Origin of the sequence: Phytopseudomonas punonensis (genome assembly GCF_900142655.1) — a bacterium.
Classification (GTDB): Bacteria; Pseudomonadota; Gammaproteobacteria; order Pseudomonadales; family Pseudomonadaceae; genus Aquipseudomonas; species Aquipseudomonas punonensis.
The window spans coordinates 395047-411448 of the sequence record NZ_FRBQ01000001.1; the positions used below are offsets into that span (position 1 = coordinate 395047).

At 62.8% G+C, this 16402-nt stretch carries 18 protein-coding genes; 3 read left to right on the top strand and 15 right to left on the bottom strand.

Annotated elements, in window-relative coordinates:
• Window positions 1-48: 48 nt before the first annotated feature.
• Window positions 49-975 carry a LysR family transcriptional regulator gene (locus BUC40_RS01805; RefSeq protein WP_073262034.1) on the bottom strand — a complete coding sequence of 309 codons (927 nt, stop codon included), beginning with the start codon at window positions 973-975 and terminating at the stop codon, window positions 49-51.
• A 127-nt stretch (window positions 976-1102) separates the two neighbouring features.
• Between BUC40_RS01805 and BUC40_RS01810 the strand changes: the two genes are divergently transcribed.
• Both BUC40_RS01810 and lipA read left to right on the top strand, forming a co-directional pair.
• Window positions 1103-1498 (top strand): RidA family protein, encoded by a 396-nt coding sequence (locus BUC40_RS01810; RefSeq protein WP_073262036.1) that lies wholly within the window; start codon window positions 1103-1105, stop codon window positions 1496-1498.
• Window positions 1499-1630: 132 nt separating this feature from the next.
• Complete coding sequence (lipA, locus tag BUC40_RS01815; RefSeq protein ID WP_073262038.1) at window positions 1631-2683, top strand: lipoyl synthase; 1053 nt, start codon at window positions 1631-1633, stop codon at window positions 2681-2683.
• Window positions 2684-2763: 80 nt separating this feature from the next.
• Here lipA and lipB read toward each other — a convergent pair whose 3' ends face one another.
• From lipB to BUC40_RS01870, 11 genes are all read right to left on the bottom strand, one after another.
• Window positions 2764-3387 carry a lipoyl(octanoyl) transferase LipB gene (lipB, locus tag BUC40_RS01820; RefSeq protein ID WP_073262040.1) on the bottom strand — a complete coding sequence of 208 codons (624 nt, stop codon included), beginning with the start codon at window positions 3385-3387 and terminating at the stop codon, window positions 2764-2766.
• On the bottom strand, window positions 3387-3665 hold the full coding sequence (locus BUC40_RS01825; RefSeq protein WP_073262042.1) for a DUF493 domain-containing protein: 279 nt from the start codon (window positions 3663-3665) through the stop codon (window positions 3387-3389). The genes lipB and BUC40_RS01825 overlap by 1 nt, the downstream gene beginning before the upstream one ends.
• Before the next feature lie 68 nt (window positions 3666-3733).
• Entirely contained in the window at window positions 3734-4909 is a 1176-nt protein-coding gene (locus tag BUC40_RS01830) for a D-alanyl-D-alanine carboxypeptidase family protein (RefSeq protein WP_073262044.1), read from the bottom strand.
• Window positions 4910-5118: 209 nt separating this feature from the next.
• Window positions 5119-6129, bottom strand: coding sequence for a septal ring lytic transglycosylase RlpA family protein (locus BUC40_RS01835; protein WP_073262046.1), 1011 nt, complete (start codon window positions 6127-6129; stop codon window positions 5119-5121).
• A complete protein-coding gene (mltB, locus tag BUC40_RS01840; RefSeq protein ID WP_073263828.1) occupies window positions 6126-7139 on the bottom strand; it encodes a lytic murein transglycosylase B in 1014 nt (337 codons plus the stop codon). The genes BUC40_RS01835 and mltB overlap by 4 nt, the downstream gene beginning before the upstream one ends.
• Before the next feature lie 17 nt (window positions 7140-7156).
• Window positions 7157-8302, bottom strand: a complete 1146-nt coding sequence (rodA, locus tag BUC40_RS01845; protein ID WP_139272125.1) for a rod shape-determining protein RodA — start codon at window positions 8300-8302, stop codon at window positions 7157-7159.
• Window positions 8303-8304: 2 nt separating this feature from the next.
• Window positions 8305-10209: a penicillin-binding protein 2 gene (gene mrdA, locus BUC40_RS01850; protein WP_073262050.1), complete on the bottom strand. Its 1905-nt coding sequence runs from the start codon at window positions 10207-10209 to the stop codon at window positions 8305-8307.
• A gap of 12 nt (window positions 10210-10221) precedes the next feature.
• The gene (gene rlmH, locus BUC40_RS01855; RefSeq protein WP_073262052.1) at window positions 10222-10689 is read right to left on the bottom strand and encodes a 23S rRNA (pseudouridine(1915)-N(3))-methyltransferase RlmH; all 468 of its coding nucleotides are present in this window, start codon (window positions 10687-10689) and stop codon (window positions 10222-10224) included.
• 9 nt (window positions 10690-10698) lie between these two features.
• A complete protein-coding gene (gene rsfS, locus BUC40_RS01860; protein WP_073263830.1) occupies window positions 10699-11058 on the bottom strand; it encodes a ribosome silencing factor in 360 nt (119 codons plus the stop codon).
• A 42-nt stretch (window positions 11059-11100) separates the two neighbouring features.
• Window positions 11101-11745: a nicotinate-nucleotide adenylyltransferase gene (nadD, locus tag BUC40_RS01865; protein WP_073262054.1), complete on the bottom strand. Its 645-nt coding sequence runs from the start codon at window positions 11743-11745 to the stop codon at window positions 11101-11103.
• Window positions 11745-13010, bottom strand: coding sequence for a glutamate-5-semialdehyde dehydrogenase (locus BUC40_RS01870; RefSeq protein WP_073262056.1), 1266 nt, complete (start codon window positions 13008-13010; stop codon window positions 11745-11747). The genes nadD and BUC40_RS01870 overlap by 1 nt, the downstream gene beginning before the upstream one ends.
• A gap of 243 nt (window positions 13011-13253) precedes the next feature.
• On the opposite strand from BUC40_RS01870, the gene BUC40_RS01875 reads away from it, so the two are divergent.
• A complete protein-coding gene (locus tag BUC40_RS01875) occupies window positions 13254-14570 on the top strand; it encodes a bifunctional DedA family/phosphatase PAP2 family protein (RefSeq protein WP_073262058.1) in 1317 nt (438 codons plus the stop codon).
• On the opposite strand, the gene BUC40_RS01880 is transcribed toward BUC40_RS01875, so the two are convergent.
• The 3 genes from BUC40_RS01880 to BUC40_RS01890 are packed head-to-tail and all read right to left on the bottom strand — an operon-like array spanning window position 14564 to window position 16240.
• A complete protein-coding gene (locus BUC40_RS01880; protein WP_073262060.1) occupies window positions 14564-15157 on the bottom strand; it encodes an LON peptidase substrate-binding domain-containing protein in 594 nt (197 codons plus the stop codon). The genes BUC40_RS01875 and BUC40_RS01880 overlap by 7 nt on opposite strands.
• 7 nt (window positions 15158-15164) lie before the next feature.
• Window positions 15165-15878, bottom strand: coding sequence for an LrgB family protein (locus tag BUC40_RS01885; RefSeq protein ID WP_073262062.1), 714 nt, complete (start codon window positions 15876-15878; stop codon window positions 15165-15167).
• Complete coding sequence (locus BUC40_RS01890) at window positions 15878-16240, bottom strand: CidA/LrgA family protein (RefSeq protein WP_073263832.1); 363 nt, start codon at window positions 16238-16240, stop codon at window positions 15878-15880. The genes BUC40_RS01885 and BUC40_RS01890 overlap by 1 nt, the downstream gene beginning before the upstream one ends.
• Window positions 16241-16402: the final 162 nt, after the last annotated feature.

Genomic DNA, 16402 nt, shown 5'->3' on the forward strand with positions numbered 1-16402 from the left:
GAGCGGCCATTGCAGAACGGCTGCGCAGTTTAGCGCAAAGCCGGCGGATCAGCGGCCGCTGCGGTCGATCATCGGCGCATGTACCGCCATCAACTCGACGATCCACTCGATGAACACCCGCAGCTTGGTACTAACGTGGCGGTTCGGCGGATAGGCGAGGTACATCGGCATCGACTCGAACTGCCAGTCCGCGAACACCGCGACCAGCTCGCCGCGCTGCACATGGGCATCGGCCATATAGGTGGGCAGCCAGAGCACTCCGAGCCCGGCCAGGCCGGCGGCCAGGTAGGCGTTGCCGTCATCCACTGCCACCACGTAGCGACCTTCGACCTCCAGGTGCTCGGCGCCGCGCCGCATGCGGTAGGAAAACAGCTTGCCGGACCGCGCCCGCTTGAAGCCGACGATGCGGTGATGACCATCGACCAGCTCCTGTGGGTGCAGCGGCGTGCCACAGCGTTGCAGGTAGGCTGGCGCCGCGTAGACACCGGAACGCAGGTCGCCGACGCGCCGTGCCATAAGCGACTGATCGGTGATCTCGCCGCCGCGGATCACGCAATCGACGTTCTCGCCAAGCAGGTCGACGAGCCGATCACTGGCGCCCAGGTCGAGCTGAATCTCCGGGTAGCGGGCATGAAAGGCCGGCAGTGACGGCACCAGTATCATCCGCGCGAACGGGCTGGGCACGTCGACGCGCAGGCGCCCGCGTGGCTGGCTGCTGGCATCGGACAGGCTGGTCTCGGCGTCATCCATATCAGCCAGCAAACGCACCACACGCTCGTAATAAGCCGCGCCATCGGCGGTCACCGCCACCTTGCGGGTGGTGCGGTTAAGCAGGCGCACGCGCAAACGCGCCTCGAGCTGCTGCACCAGTTGAGTCACGGTGGTCTTGCTCATGCGCAGCGTATCGGCGGCCTTGGTGAAGCTGCCGGTCTCCACCACCCGGGCGAAGGCGCGCATCGCGTCGAATCGGTCCATCTGCTCAAACCGTGATTGTTTGGGATTCGCAAACAGTGTTGATCGAAGTGGCCGGTTTATCCAGCCCGCCGACGTTCCTAAAGTGAACCCATCACTTGCACGGGTCGCGTGACCCAAAGGAGACGACATGACAACGCGTGACGTGGTTTTCCCCGCTGGCCGCCAGGCCCTTTATGAGCGCAACCGCTATTCACCGGCGGTACGCTCCAACGGCCTGCTGTTCGTATCCGGCCAGGTGGGCAGCCGGCCCGACGGCTCACCCGAACCGGACCTCAAGGCCCAGGTTCGCCTGGCCTTCGAGAACCTCAATGCGGTACTCAAGGCTGCCGACTGCACCTTCGACGACGTGGTCGACGTGACGGTGTTCATCGTCAACCCCGAAGAGCGCTTCGAGACCATCTGGGAGGTGGTGCCCGAGTACTGGGGCGAGGCGCCATTCCCGAACATCACCTGCGTCGGAGTGACCTGGCTGTATGGTTTCCAGTTCGAGATCAAGGTGATCGCCAAGCTGCCCACCAGCTGATCGGCGGCGCGCCAGGATGCGCACTGACAGGGCGGCAGGCTGGGCGTCTGCGATAAAGGGGTGTGATACACTTCGCGGCGGCCAAAAGCTGCCCACCCGCCACCGCAGCCCCTACCGGAGCCGAGATTTTCGATGTCCGATACTGCCCCGCCAAAACCCGTCGCCAGCGGTGAAAAATTCCGTACCGCACAGGGTATTACCGCCATCAAGGACGGCCAGAAACGCCGCGCCTCGACCGAAGCCAAGGTTTACGAGCCCAAGCCAAGCTGGTTGCGGGTCAAGGCACCGGGCGGCAGCCGTTTCGAAGCGGTCAAACGCAACGTCGGTGAACACCGCCTGAGCACCGTTTGCCAGGAATCCCACTGCCCGAACATGGGCGAATGCTGGTCCAACGGCACGGCCACCATCATGCTGATGGGCTCGGTGTGCACCCGTGCCTGCCGCTTCTGCGCGGTAGACACCGGCAACCCGAATGGCTGGCTGGACAAGGATGAGCCGCAGAACACCGCCAAGTCGGTGGAGCTGATGGCGCTGCGCTACATCGTGCTGACCTCGGTGGACCGCGATGACTTGCCAGACGGCGGCGCCGCGCATTACGCGGCCTGCGTCCAGGCGATCAAGGCCAATACCCCGCAGGTGGTGGTCGAAGCCCTGACCCCGGATTTCGACGGCGACTTGGCGTGCATCGAGCGCGTGGTGGATTCCGGCCTCGAAGTATTCGCCCAGAACGTCGAGACAGTTGATCGCCTGACCCGCAAAGTGCGCGACCCGCGTGCCGGCTACCGCAAAACTCTGGATGTACTGGCACACGCCAAACGCCATCGTCCGGACGTACTTACCAAGACCAGCCTGATGCTCGGCCTGGGCGAGACCGACGACGAAGTGTTCGAGGCTATGCAGGACATGCGCGCCGTGGGTGTTGATATTCTGACCCTCGGCCAGTACCTGCAGCCGACCCGCAACCACCTACCGGTCAAGCGCTGGGTCAGCCCGGACGAGTTCAACCGTTTCCGCGACATTGGCCTGCAGATGGGCTTCATGGAAGTGGCGGCTGGCCCGCTGGTACGCTCCAGCTACCGCGCTGACAAGGTGTTCGAGAAGAACAACCTGGGCCTTGCTGCACCGGTTCCGGTACCTGGCCAGCAAGTCGACAACAGCCTGATCCCGGCGTTGAACGTCAATTGAGGGCACCCTGGGTTACCCCAGACACATGTAAAAGGGACGCCTCGGCGTCCCTTTTACATTGCTCCACATACCCCCCAGCCCTAGGCGTAGCCCAATCGTTGGCGTAGCACCTGCTCCAGACCCCGGGCGACCTCGTCAAAGGCCGGCGGCGTGGCCACCAGATCCTTCAACTGAGTCATCTTCAAACCGGCATAGCCGCACGGATTGATGCGCCCAAAGGGCGTCATATCCATATCGACATTCAGCGCCAGACCGTGAAACGAACAGCCACGGCGCACCCGCAGGCCCAGCGAGGCAATCTTGTCGCCCTTGACGTAGACGCCCGGCGCATCGGCCTTTGGCGCAGCTTCGACCCCGTAGCTGGCGAGCACTTCGACCAGCGCCTGCTCCATGAGGGTGACCAGCTCGCGCACGCCGAGATCGAGGCGGCGCAGATCCAGCAGCAGGTACGCAACAAGCTGGCCAGGGCCGTGGTAGGTCACCTGACCGCCGCGCTCCACCTGCACCACGGGAATGTCACCGGGAGCCAGCAAGTGCTCGGGCTTACCCGCCTGGCCCTGGGTGAACACCTGCGGGTGCTGCAGCAGCCAGATCTCGTCAGGCGTGGTCTCGCCACGCTCGGCAGTCAGCGTGCGCATGGCTTCGAGGGTCGGCAGATAATCCACCACCCCTAGATGCCGCACGATCAGGTCAGCTGCGGCCACTACAGCACCATGTGCACGCGGCCAGTGGCACGCAGGTCGACATGAATGGCTTCCAGCTGCTCCACGCCGGTGGCAGTGATCAGCACCTGCACGGAGAGAAAGCGGCCCTTGCTGCTGTCGCGGGTCACCAGAGTGCCGGCGTCGAAGTCAGGCGCGTGGCGCTGCATCACTTCGATCACCATGTCAGCGAAGCCTTCACCGGCTTCACCGATCACCTTGATCGGATAATTCTTGCAGGGAAATTCGATTTTCGGAGCTTGTACGTCGGTATCGGTCATGATGTTCACTGATCCAAAATGAAACGCCCTCGGTTCGAGGGCGTTCATCACAACATGGGGGCGAGCTGTCAGTTAAACAACCCGTAGAAGAACAAGCGGATGCTATCCCACAGCTGACGGAAGAAACCACCCTCCTCAACCGCTTCCAGCGCAACCAGATCGGCGCTGTGCACCACCTGGTCACCCATCTTCACTTCTACCTTGCCGATCACGTCACCCTGGGCGATAGGTGCGGTGATCTGCTGGTTGAGGGTCATGCTCGCCTGCAGCTTCTCCAACTGGCCTTTCGGCAGCGTAAGAGTCAGGTCCTGAGCCAGGCCAGCCTTGACCTGGTTGGTCTGACCTTTCCAGACCGGTGCCTGAGCCAACTCGGTGCCCTTCTGATAGAAGGTGCGGGTTTCGAAGAAACGGAAGCCGTAGGTCAGCAGCTTCTGGGTTTCTGCAGCACGGGCGCTCTCGCTGTCGGTACCGAATACCGAGGTGATCATCCGCGCGCCGTCACGTACCGCCGAAGCCACCAGGCAGAAACCGGCTTCGTTGGTGTGGCCGGTTTTCAGGCCATCAACGGTACGGTCGCGCCACAGCAGCAGGTTGCGGTTGGGCTGCTTGATGTTGTTCCAGAGGAACTCTTTCTGCGAGTAGATGGCGTAGTGCTCGGCATCTTCATTGATGATCGCGCGGGCCAGAATCGCCATGTCGTGGGCACTGGAATAGTGCTCAGGATTCGGCAGACCAGTGGCGTTCATGAAGTGGCTGTTCTTCATGCCAAGACGCTGGGCAGTGGCGTTCATCATGTCGGCGAAGGCGTCTTCACTACCGGCGATGTGCTCGGCGATGGCGATGCTGGCGTCGTTGCCGGACTGGATGATCACACCGTGCAGCAGCTCGTCGACGGTCGCCTGGCTGTTCACCGGCAGGAACATGGTGGAACCGCCCGAAGCAGCGCCACCGGTACGCCAGGCATGCTCACTGATGGTGACCTTGTCCTGCTCACCGATCTTGCCGTTACGGATTTCCAGGGTGGCGATGTAGGCAGTCATCAGCTTGGTCAGGCTGGCGGGCGGCAGGCGCTCGTCACCATTGTTCTCGACCAGGATGTTGCCACTGGCGCCGTCCATCAGCACATAGGACTTGGCTGCCAATTGCGGCGGAGCCGGCAGCGGCGCCTGGTTTGCCCAGGCACTGGAAGCGCCGAGCAAAGTAAGTGACAGGAAGATGCGTTGCGCGAAGCTGGTGATTTTCATCCGTCTCTCTAGATCGCTGGAAGGTGGAACAGGCCCTTGCGGGCAAATGTGAAAACGTGGGCGCCGCACGCGACGATCCACTGCTTAGTCAGGCGGCGAGCCATTTAGTTGCTCGCTAGAAACTGGCCTAGAACCTTTTAACGATCTCGCGAGCTAGAGCTTGCTTTTAACGCAGTAGCGCCCACGCGCAGCAGATCGTGAACAGGTTCTTAGTCCGCCTTGACCAGGGTTGCCTGCCCGAGGTTGGCAACACGGATGCTGTCACGCACCCGGTCAGCCTCGCCCTGGCTGCTGATCGGGCCCAGGCGCACGCGGTGCAGTATCTGCTGGTTGCGCGCCACTGAGTTGATGAATACCGGAGCACTCACCGCCTGACTCAGCTTGTCCTTCAGGAGCTCCGCAGCGTCGGGATTGGCGAAGGCTCCAACTTGGAGATACAGGCCAGACGCTGCGGCTGAACCGTTTTTTTTTGAGTCGACCTGCACCGGTACCGTGGCGGCTGCATGCTGCTGCGGTGGCGGCGAGTACTGCTCGACCGGTGCACTGGCGGCTTGCAACTGTGCAAGCTGAGCCGGCTGAACCTTGGCCATCTGCGGCTGCTTGAGCACCATCGGCACCGGGCGACCCTGCTGGGCCCACCATTCGGTCGGGTCGATACCTTCGACGCGCACCTGGGCGGTGCCCTTCTCGGCGTAGCCGAGCTTCTTGGCCGCGGCAAAGGACAAGTCGATGATGCGGTCGGAATAGAACGGCCCGCGGTCGTTGACGCGCAGGATCACGCTCTTGCCATTTTCGAGATTGGTCACCCGCACGTAGCTGGGCAGCGGCAACGTCTTGTGGGCAGCGGTCATGCCGTACAGGTCGTAGGCCTCACCGTTGGCAGTGGCCTGGCCGTGAAACTTGGTGCCGTACCAGGAGGCCGGTCCGGTAGCCACGTAACGACGGGCATCGGTTAGCGGGTAGTACTGCTTGCCGAACACCACGTAAGGGCTGGCCTTGACCGGGCCGTAATGCGGCATCGGAATGGCGTCCTGGATCTTCGAGACGTCGACATCCCACCACGGCGCGCCGTCCTTGTGCGGACGGTCGAAATCGCTTGGGCTGGAAGCCGCGCTACCGGCCTGAGTCGACGAGCCGGTCGGCGCGCGACTGGAAGAACAACTGGCCAGCAACAGCACCGCGATGCCGCAGGCGGCCAGCTTGAACGGCAAGCGTGTCATTGATTGGCACCTCGGGCCTGAACCAGCAACTCGGACAACTGATTGACCGCCATGGCGTACATCACGCTGCGGTTGTAACGGGTAATCACAAAGAAGTTCGGCTGCCCCATCCAGTACTCGGGGCCTTCGGCGCCGTCCAGACGAAACGCGGTAACCGGCAGATCGTCAGCCAGCACGTCATTGCTCGACCAGCCCAGCGCGCGCAGCTCGCCCACGGTTTTCTCGGGATCGAGGCCGGAGCTCAGGCCCTGATCGGCCTGCTCGCCCTTGACCGTTGCCAGGCTGGCCACCGGCTGCCCCGGCTGCCAGTTGTGGCGCTTGAAGTAGCTGGCCACGCTACCGATGGCATCGGTCGGATCGCTCCAGATGTTGATGTGGCCGTCGCCGTCGAAGTCCACGGCATAGGCGCGGAAGCTGCTCGGCATGAATTGCGGCAGACCCATGGCGCCGGCGTAAGAGCCTTTCAGGCTGGCCGGGTCGACCTGCTCTTCGCGGGTCAGCATGAGGAACTCACGCAGCTCCTTGCGAAAGAACGGCGCGCGCGGCGGGTAATCGAAGGCCAAGGTCGACAGCGCGTCGATCACACGGTAGTTGCCGGTGTTGCCGCCGTAGGAGGTTTCCACGCCAATGATGGCGACGATGATCTCGGCCGGTACGCCGTATTCTTTCTCGGCACGCGCCAGGGCTTCAGCGTGCTCGTTCCAGAACGCCACACCTTTGCTGATGCGTGCGTCGGTGATGAAGATCGGGCGGTATTCCTTCCACGGTTTTACTCGTTCGGCAGGGCGCGAGATGGCGTCAAGAATCGCCTGCTTGCGCTCCACATCGGCGAACAAGGTGGTCAGCTGCTCGCTGGCAAAACCGTAGTCACGGGTCATCTCGGTGATGAACTCGCCGACCAGCGGCGAGTTCGCGTATTCGTTGGCAGCCATCGCCTGTGGAGCCCCGAGCAGGCCGGCGACCGCCAGCCATTGTGCATGTCGTGCGGCCCAGCCACGCAAAATCTGCATTGAATTCATAACCCCAATCATGCCTGAGCGATCCACTTGCGATGCGTGTGGATGGACATCAGGATTCCGAAACTCGACAACAACGTAATCAATGACGTGCCGCCATAACTGATGAACGGCAGCGGTACCCCCACTACCGGCAACAAACCACTGACCATGCCGATATTGATGAACACATAAACGAAGAAGGTCATGGTCAAACCGCCGGCAAGCAGCTTACCGAACAGCGTCTGCGCTTGCACGGTAATCACCAGACCGCGCGCAATCAACAGAATGTACAAGAGCAGCAACAGACAGACACCAATCAGGCCGAATTCTTCGGCCAGAACGGCAATGATAAAGTCCGTGTGGCTCTCCGGCAAAAAGTCCAGGTGCGACTGAGTGCCGAGCAACCAGCCCTTGCCGAACACGCCGCCCGAGCCGATGGCCGCCTTGGACTGGATGATGTTCCAGCCTGCGCCCAGCGGATCGCTTTCCGGATTCATGAACGTCAGTACGCGGCGCTTCTGGTAGTCGTGCATGACGAAGAACCACATCGCCACGGCAATCGGCGCAATAGCGGCTACGGCGCCGGCAATCCAGCGCCACTGCAGGCCGGCGATGAACAGCACGAAGGCGCCGGAGGCGAGAATCAGCAACGAGGTGCCGAGATCCGGCTGCAGCAGAATCAGTACGAACGGCGTGACGATCATCGCCAGGCTGACGGCAACGTGCTTGAGGCTTGGCGGCAAGGTGCGCTTGGACAGGTACCAGGCCATGGTCGCCGGCATGAGGATCTTCATGAATTCCGACGGCTGGAAGCGGATCACCCCAGGGATGTTGATCCAGCGCGTGGCGCCCATGGCGTTGTGGCCCATGACGTCCACCACCACCAACAAGGCAACGCCGCACAAATAACCGAGCGGCACCCAGCGGGCCATAAAGCGCGGCTCGAACTGGGCGATAATCACCATCGCCACCAGGCCGATACCGAAGGAGCTGGCCTGCTTCATCAGCAGGTCGACGTTTTTGCCGCTGGCCGAGTAGAGAATGAACAGGCTGCCGGTGGCGAGTAGCAACAGCAGCAGCAATAAGATGCCGTCGATGTGCAGGCGCTGCAGTAGGCTGGAACGACGACGCAGGACGTCATCGGTGGAGAGCGTGCGGTCGAAGCTGCCGGTCAGACTCATGGGTGCTTCACCTCTGCGTTGGTCGGCGTCGCGGCACCGGGCGTGGCGTATTCGGCCTTGAGATGCCCGTTTTCGTCGAGCAGCCAGGCATCCATAACCTGTTTAACCACCGGCGCGCCGACGCCGGAGCCGGACTCACCGTTCTCGACCATCACCGACACCACGATCTGCGGGTTATCCGCGGGCGCGAAGCCGACGAACAAGGCGTGGTCACGGTGACGTTCCTGCACCTTGCTGCGGTCGTACTTCTCGCCCTGCTTGATCGCCACCACCTGGGCAGTACCGCTCTTGCCGGCGATGCGATAGGCAGCGGTATCGCCGACCTTGCGCGCCGTACCACGGGCGCCGTGCATCACCGCTTCCATGCCCTGGCGCGCGTAATCCCAGTATTTGGGGTCGCGCAGCACGATATCCGGCATCGGGTCCGGGTCGTGGGGCTGACTGCCATCGATGGTTCTCGCCAAATGCGGGCGAATCCACTTGCCTTTGGTAGCGATCAGCGCAGTGGCCTGAGCCAGCTGCAGCGGCGTGGCCTGCATGTAGCCCTGGCCGATGCCGAGAATCAGCGTCTCACCGGGATACCAGCCCTGGCGATAACGGGCGCGCTTCCAGTCGCGCGACGGCATCAGCCCAGCGGTTTCCTCGAACATGTCCAGCGACACGCGCTGACCGATGCCGAAGCGACTCATGTAATCGTGCAGGCGATCAATGCCCATCTTGTGGGCAAGGTCGTAAAAGTAGGTGTCGTTGGAACGCATCAGCGCCAGGTTGAGATCTACCCAGCCGTCGCCGGTGCGGTTCCAGTTGCGGTACTTGTGGCTGTTGTTCGGCAGCTGATAGAAACCGGGGTCGAAGACCCGCGAGCTCGGCGTCACTACACCAGCGTCCAGGCCCGCCACGGCAACCATCGGTTTGATGGTCGAGCCTGGCGGATACAAGCCGCGCAGCACGCGGTTGTAGAGCGGCCGGTCGATGGAATCGCGCAGCTCGGCATAGGCCTTGAAGCTGATACCGGTGACGAATGGGTTGGGGTCGAAGCTCGGTTGGCTGACCATCGCCAGCACCTCACCCGTCTGCGGCTGAATCGCCACCACCGCGCCACGGCGCCCGCCCAGGGCCTTCTCGGCGACTTCCTGCAGGTGCACGTCGAGGGTCAGCATCACGTCACGACCCGGCAGTGGGTCGGTGCGATTGAGTACCCGCAAAACCCGGCCACGGGCGTTGGTTTCAACTTCCTCGTAACCGACCTTGCCGTGCAACTCGTCTTCGTAAAAGCGCTCGATACCGGTCTTGCCGATATGGTGAGTACCGCTGTACTCCACCGGGTCGAGTTCCTTGAGTTCCTTCTCGTTGATGCGCCCTACGTACCCGACCGAGTGGGCGAAGTGCTCACGCTGCGGATAGTGACGCACCAGCTGGGCGACCACCTCGACGCCAGGCAGGCGGAATTGATTAACCGCCAGCCGGGCGATCTGCTCTTCGCTCAACTCGAACAGCACCGGCACCGGTTCGAACGGCCGACGCCCCTGCTTAACACGGCGCTCGAACAACTCGCGATCATCGGGCGTGAGCTCCAGCACTTCGACGATCACGTCGAGCACCTGCTCCCAGTTACCCGCACGCTCGCGGGTCAGGGTCAGGCTGAAGCTGGGCCGGTTGTCAGCGATGATCACCCCGTTGCGGTCGTAGATCAGCCCGCGGTTGGGTGGAATCGGCTGCACGTGGATGCGGTTGTTTTCCGCCAGCGTGGAGTGGTACTCGTACTGGATCACCTGCAGGTAATACATGCGAGCCATCAGCACGAGGGCCAGAATCAGAAATACCGAGCCACCGACGATCGCGCGCTTGCGGATGAGGCGCGCGTCCTTCTCGTGATCTTTTAGGCGGATCGGCTGGGGCATCGGGACTGCTGACTACTTGTGATAAGGGTGACCGGACAATATCGTCCAGGCACGATAAATCTGTTCGCCGACCAGTATCCGTACCAGCGGGTGAGGCAAGGTCAGTGGCGACAGCGACCAGCGCTGCTCGCTACGCGCCATCACTTCCGGCGCCAGCCCTTCCGGGCCACCGACCATCAGGTTGACCGTACGCGAGTCGAGCCGCCATTTGTCCAGTTCGACCGCCAGTTGCTCGGTGCTCCAGGGTCGCCCTTCGACTTCCAGGGTGACGATGCGTTCCCCAGGCTGGACTTTGGCCAGCATGGCTTCGCCTTCCTGACGGATCATCCGCGCCACGTCGGCATTCTTGCCGCGCGTGGTCAGGGGAATTTCCACCAGTTCGAGAGACAGCTCGGAGGGCATGCGCTTGGCATACTCCTGCCAGCCGTCCTCGACCCAGCGCGGCATGCGCGAGCCGACCGCGATCAGTTTGATGCGCACGGAACGCCCTTACTCGCCTTCGACACCATGCTGAGCGCGGCTCTGCTCGGCGCCCTGCCACAGACGCTCCAGGTCATAGAACTGGCGAGCGGTCGGCAGCATCACGTGAACGACGATGTCACCCAGGTCGAGCAGTGCCCATTCGCCGCTGTCCAGGCCTTCGCTGCCGATCGGGCGTACGCCCTGTTCCTTGGTCTTTTCCAGCACGTTGTCGACCAGCGACTTGACGTGGCGGCTGGAGGTACCGCTGGCGATCACCATGTAGTCAGTGATGCTGGTCTTTTCACGCACGTCGATAGTGGTGATGTCCTGGGCCTTGATTTCTTCCAGTGCTGCGATGGCCACTTTGACCAGGTCTTCACTGTGCATGGTTTTGTTCGTCATAACGTGCTCGTTTGCCTCATGTTCGATTCACCCACGGTACAGTCCATGGGCGTTGATATAAGCCAGAACCGCATCGGGCACTAGAAAGCGTGCCGAGCGACCGTTCGCCAATAACGAACGAATCTGGGTGGCAGACACCGCCAGCGGTGTCTGCCAGATGAAAGATATCTGCCCTGCCGGGCCTTTCAGCGCCAGCGGGTCTGCCACATTGCGCGCGGCCATCAGGTCGCGCAGCGGCTCGCTGGCTTCACTGCCGGCATCCGGGCGTTGCAGCACCAGAATGTGGCAGTGTTGCAGCAACTCGTCCCAACGGTGCCAGGCCGGCAAGCCACAAAAGGCATCCCAGCCCAGAATCAAAAACAGCTGATCCTCGGCAGCCAACTCGCCGCGCAACGACTCCAGGGTGTCGATGCTGTAAGACGGTTTGTCACGCTTGAGCTCACGGTCATCCACCGTCAGCGGCGCCAACTCCGCCACGGCCTGCCTGACCATGGCCAGGCGATCCTGCGCCCCGACTTGCGGGGTTTCACGGTGTGGCGGGCGCGCACTGGGGATAAGTCGCAACTCGTCCAGCCCCATGAACTCGGCCACCTCCAGCGCACCGCGCAGATGGCCAATGTGCACCGGGTCGAACGTACCGCCCAATATCCCGATGCGCTTGCGGTTTGCCATCAGGTACGCACGTGCCCGTCGCCGAATACCACGTATTTCTCGCTGGTCAGCCCCAACAGGCCAACCGGACCACGGGCGTGCAGTTTGTCGGTGGAAATACCGATTTCCGCGCCCAGGCCGTACTCGAAACCATCGGCGAAGCGCGTCGAGGCGTTGACCATCACCGAGCTGGAATCCACCTCGGTAAGGAAGCGCCGCGCATCGCTGAAGTTTTCTGTGATGATCGCGTCGGTGTGCTGCGAGCCGTATTTGTTGATGTGCTCGATGGCCGCATCCAAGGAGTCGACCACGCGAATCGCCAGAATCGGTGCGTTGTATTCGGCGAACCAGTCGTCTTCGCTGGCTTCGAGCACATCGCTACCGAGCAGCGCGCGCGTCTGCGCATCGCCACGCAGCTCGACACCCTTGTCGCGGTAAATGGCAGCCAGCGGCGGCAGCACTCGAGCGGCGATATCGGCGTGCACCAGCAGGGTTTCCATCGCGTTGCATGGCGAATAGCGCTGGGTCTTCGAGTTGTCGCAAACGCGAATGGCCTTGTCGAGATCAGCGGCGATATCCACATAAACGTGGCAAACGCCATCCAGGTGCTTGATCACCGGCACCTTGGCGTCACGGCTGATACGTTCGATCAGGCCCTTGCCACCGCGCGGCACGATCACGTCGACGAATTCCGGCATGGTGATCAGCGCGCCAACGGCAGCGCGGTCGGTGGTTTCCACCACCTGCACGGCACTGGCAGGCAAATCGGCTTCGGCCAGACCAGCCTGAATGCAGCGGGCGATGGCCTGGTTGGAGTGAATCGCTTCGGAGCCGCCGCGCAGGATGGCGGCATTGCCGGACTTCAGGCACAGACTGGCCGCATCGATAGTCACGTTGGGACGCGACTCGTAGATGATGCCGATCACGCCCAGCGGTACGCGCATCTTGCCGACCTGAATGCCGGATGGCAGGTAGCGCATGCCCTGAATTTCGCCGATCGGGTCGGGCAGCGTGGCGACCTGACGCAGGCCTTCGATCATGCTGTCGATGACTGCCGGGGTCAGCGCCAGGCGGTCGACCATGGCCGGTTCCAGGCCATTGGCGCGCGCGGCGGCAAGGTCCAGTTGATTGGCGGCAGTCAGTTCGCTGCGCGCAGCGTCCAGCGCAGTGGCAGCAGCCTGCAGGGCTCTGTTCTTCTGCTCAGTGCTGGCCCGCGCGAGTACGCGCGAGGCCTGGCGGGCAGCGCGGCCCAGGCGGGTCATGTAGTCAAGCACGGACTCGGTCATGGCAACTCAGGTCGGCAGTTGGAAAAAGTTGCTGATTATAGCGGTCATGCCGCCCCACGCACAGCGGCGCCTGGCAGATGGTCATCAAAGGCTTGTAACGAAGCATATGGAGGCGGCGCAAACTGCAGGCGCATTGCTATGATCGCCCGCGGCAAGCGCCTGACAGCAGATTCGCGCAAAGGAACCGCTTTTCAGGTCGACAGGTCGAAGGCTCGATTTCCTACTCAATGAAGGTGTCCATCCATGGGCCAATGGCTCGATAGTCTGACTACCTGGCTCGCGGCCCACCCGCAGTGGCTGGGTTTGGCGATCTTTGTGATCGCCTGCGTCGAATGCCTGGCCATCGCCGGCATCATCGTTCCCGGCACCGTGCTGCTGTTCGCCGTCGGCGTGATGGCCGGCAACGGCGCCCTAAGTCTGTGGGAAACCCTGCTGCTGGCCTACTTCGGTGGTTTGCTGGGCGATGCCATTTCCTACGCATTGGGCCGCTACTTCCATCAGGACATTCGTCGCCTGCCAGGCCTGCGCAGCCATCCGCAGTGGCTGAGCGGCGCGGAAAGCTACTTCGAGCGCTACGGCGTCGCCAGCCTGCTGCTGGGCCGCTATATCGGCCCGTTGCGCCCAATGCTGCCGATGGTCGCGGGCATGTTGAGCATGCCAATTGGCCGCTTTATCGCGGTCAGCATGCTGGCCGCCGCTGGCTGGGCTGTCGCGTACTTGCTGCCTGGCTGGGCTGCAGGCGCCGCCTTGCGTCTGCCGTTACCAGATGGTTTCTGGCCCCAAGCGGCCGTGGTCGCCGGTGGGCTGGCGCTGATACTGGTGCTGACCATTCAAAGCAGCCTGCGCGAACAGCGCCAAGCCGCGGTGATCGCTGCTGGGCTGGGCGCGATTCTGCTGATCGCCCTGTTCATTGGCTGGCCGCACCTGATCGCGCTGGACCAAGGCTTGATGACGCTGATCCAGGAACAACGCAACCCGCGCTTCGACCACATCGCCGTGATCATCACCCACTTCGGCGACTTCGACGTTCAACTGGCGGTCGCTGCACTGCTGTGCATCCTGTTGCTGCTCGCTCGCAAATGGCAGGCGCTGCTGTTCGCCGGCAGCGCCATGCTCAGCACCGCGGTGGCCAATGGGCTGTTCAAGAACCTGTTCGAGCGGGCGCGCCCCGATGTGCTGCTCGAGCCGCTGCATACCTACAGTTTCCCTAGCGGCCACAGCTCGGCGGCGTTCGCCTTCTTCCTGACCGTCGCCATCCTGGCGGGTCGCGGCCAGCCGGCGCGCCTGCGCCTGACCTGGATTCTGCTGGCCTGCCTGCCGGCACTGTTTATCGCCCTGTCGCGGGTTTATCTAGGGGTGCACTGGCCGAGCGACATCATCGCCGGCGCACTGCTGGCCAGCAGCCTGTGCGCGCTGAGCCTGGCGCTGATGCAACGCTTCGCTTCACTGCCACCACTGCCTGCGAGGGCTTGGTGGATGATCGTGCCAAGCTGCGCGCTGCTGCTGACGAGCATGGCGCTGATGCGGATGTCAGAAGGCGTGGAAATTTACCGCTATTGAGCCGGGCCATCGCCCTGCAGCTGCTCGACCAAGTCCTGCAGCATGTCCAAGCGCAGCGTCGCGTCGGGCTCGGCAAGCAAGGCGAGCTTTTGCTCGGCGCTGAACGGCAATAGATAGCTGAGTTTGTCGGCCAGTTCGGCCTGGCTTTCTGCGTTGCCGCCCATGTCCAGGCTGGCGACCATCGGGTGCTCGGCCAGGGCACTGAGCAGCGCCAGCAGGTCGGCATACACCTCATCCAGTGGCAGCTCGGGTTGTTCTTCCAGCCACTCGACTTGGGCCAGGGTCAGTTTGTCCGGCAGCACCTGGGCCTGCTTGACGCGAAAGCGCCGCCCGCCCTGCACGCGAATACCCAGTAGGCCATTGGGGCGCTGCTGGAAATCGATGATCCGCGCTTCACAGCCAATCTGCGCGACGCGCTCGGCGGCCTCGCCAACCTCGGCGCCGTCGACGATGCATACCACGCCAAAACCTTCGCCCTGCTTCATGCAGCGGCTGATCATGTCCAGGTAGCGCGCCTCGAAAATCTGCAGATCCAGCACGCAGCCGGGAAACAGAACGGTATGCAGCGGGAATAAAGGTAGGGTCATAGGGCTCTCAACTCAGGAAGACGATGGCCAGGGGCAACAGGATCGCCGTGAACACGCCCATCAGACTCATGGCCAGCGCCGCAAAGGCGCCGCATTCCTCGCTCTCCTGCATGGCGCGCGAGGTGCCGACCGCGTGGGCGGTCATGCCCAACGCCATGCCCATGGCGGCATGGTTGCGCACACCACACAGGCGCAACAACGATGGCCCGATGATTGCGCCCAGCACGCCGGTGATCATCACGAACACCGCGGCCAGCGCGGCGAGGCCGCCAATCTGGTTGGCCACCAGCATGGCAATCGGTGAGGTAACGGACTTGGGCGCCATGCTCATCAGCATGTTGTGCTCGGCGCCGAGCAGCCAGGCCAATGCCACACCCAGCACGGTGGCCACCACACCGGCGACCAAGAGCGTCAGCACCGTAGGCCAGAAGACCTGGCGAATACGCCGCAGGTTCAGGTAAAGCGGCACCGCCAACGCCACGGTAGCCGGGCCGAGGAAAATGGTCAGCGCCTCAGCGCTGGTCTTGTATTCGCTAAAGGTCAGCCCGCAGAACAGCAGGATGGTGATCACCAGGGTGGTCGAAACCAGCACCGGCTGCAGGAACACCAGGCGAGTCTTCTCGTAGAGGGCAATCGCCAGCTGGTAGGCGCCCAGAGTAACGCCCGCGCCAAACAGCGGATGATGGGTGACGGCCATCCAGGCGCCGTGCCAGTCGAGCATCACCCCTCCCCCCGACGTCGCGCCTGGCGCTCGATTAGTTTCTGCATCATCCAACCGGCGAACACCAACGAGAGGATCAGCGACAGCACCAGGGCGCCGATCACTGCCCAGAAGTCGGCGGCAATCGCCTCGGCATAGGCCATCACCCCGACGGCCGGCGGCACCAGCAACAGTGGCAGGTATTTGAGCAGGCCGCTGGCGGCCTGCTGAATCGGCTCGTCGACCTGGCCGCGGCAGAGCAGAAACACCACCAACAGCAGCATGCCGAGAATCGGCCCCGGCAGCATCGGCAGAAACAGCGCATTGATCGCCGTGCCGAGCAGTTGGCACAGCACCAGCCAGAACAGGCCACGAAGCAGCATGATTGTCCCCCGCAAACTCGACAGGCCGACCGGCTTGCCCGCCATCAAAGACGGCCATTATAGGCCGCGAACCCTGGCGTCTTAACAGAGCCAGATCGCCTGCAATCGAGCAGCTCAGCGCGGCAGCGCGCAGCCAGATGCTTTGCGGCATACTGCCAGCCT

What these genes read in the sequence shown, in the direction of transcription:
- BUC40_RS01805 (WP_073262034.1), bottom strand. Translation starts at nt 975, where the DNA reads ATGGACCGATTCGACGCGATGCGCGCCTTCGCCCGGGTGGTGGAGACC.
- BUC40_RS01810 (WP_073262036.1), top strand. Translation starts at nt 1,103, where the DNA reads ATGACAACGCGTGACGTGGTTTTCCCCGCTGGCCGCCAGGCCCTTTAT.
- lipA (WP_073262038.1), top strand. Translation starts at nt 1,631, where the DNA reads ATGTCCGATACTGCCCCGCCAAAACCCGTCGCCAGCGGTGAAAAATTC.
- BUC40_RS01825 (WP_073262042.1), bottom strand. Translation starts at nt 3,665, where the DNA reads ATGACCGATACCGACGTACAAGCTCCGAAAATCGAATTTCCCTGCAAG.
- BUC40_RS01830 (WP_073262044.1), bottom strand. Translation starts at nt 4,909, where the DNA reads ATGAAAATCACCAGCTTCGCGCAACGCATCTTCCTGTCACTTACTTTG.
- BUC40_RS01835 (WP_073262046.1), bottom strand. Translation starts at nt 6,129, where the DNA reads ATGACACGCTTGCCGTTCAAGCTGGCCGCCTGCGGCATCGCGGTGCTG.
- mltB (WP_073263828.1), bottom strand. Translation starts at nt 7,139, where the DNA reads ATGCAGATTTTGCGTGGCTGGGCCGCACGACATGCACAATGGCTGGCG.
- mrdA (WP_073262050.1), bottom strand. Translation starts at nt 10,209, where the DNA reads ATGCCCCAGCCGATCCGCCTAAAAGATCACGAGAAGGACGCGCGCCTC.
- rsfS (WP_073263830.1), bottom strand. Translation starts at nt 11,058, where the DNA reads ATGCACAGTGAAGACCTGGTCAAAGTGGCCATCGCAGCACTGGAAGAA.
- nadD (WP_073262054.1), bottom strand. Translation starts at nt 11,745, where the DNA reads ATGGCAAACCGCAAGCGCATCGGGATATTGGGCGGTACGTTCGACCCG.
- BUC40_RS01870 (WP_073262056.1), bottom strand. Translation starts at nt 13,010, where the DNA reads ATGACCGAGTCCGTGCTTGACTACATGACCCGCCTGGGCCGCGCTGCC.
- BUC40_RS01875 (WP_073262058.1), top strand. Translation starts at nt 13,254, where the DNA reads ATGGGCCAATGGCTCGATAGTCTGACTACCTGGCTCGCGGCCCACCCG.
- BUC40_RS01880 (WP_073262060.1), bottom strand. Translation starts at nt 15,157, where the DNA reads ATGACCCTACCTTTATTCCCGCTGCATACCGTTCTGTTTCCCGGCTGC.
- BUC40_RS01885 (WP_073262062.1), bottom strand. Translation starts at nt 15,878, where the DNA reads ATGCTCGACTGGCACGGCGCCTGGATGGCCGTCACCCATCATCCGCTG.
- BUC40_RS01890 (WP_073263832.1), bottom strand. Translation starts at nt 16,240, where the DNA reads ATGCTGCTTCGTGGCCTGTTCTGGCTGGTGCTGTGCCAACTGCTCGGC.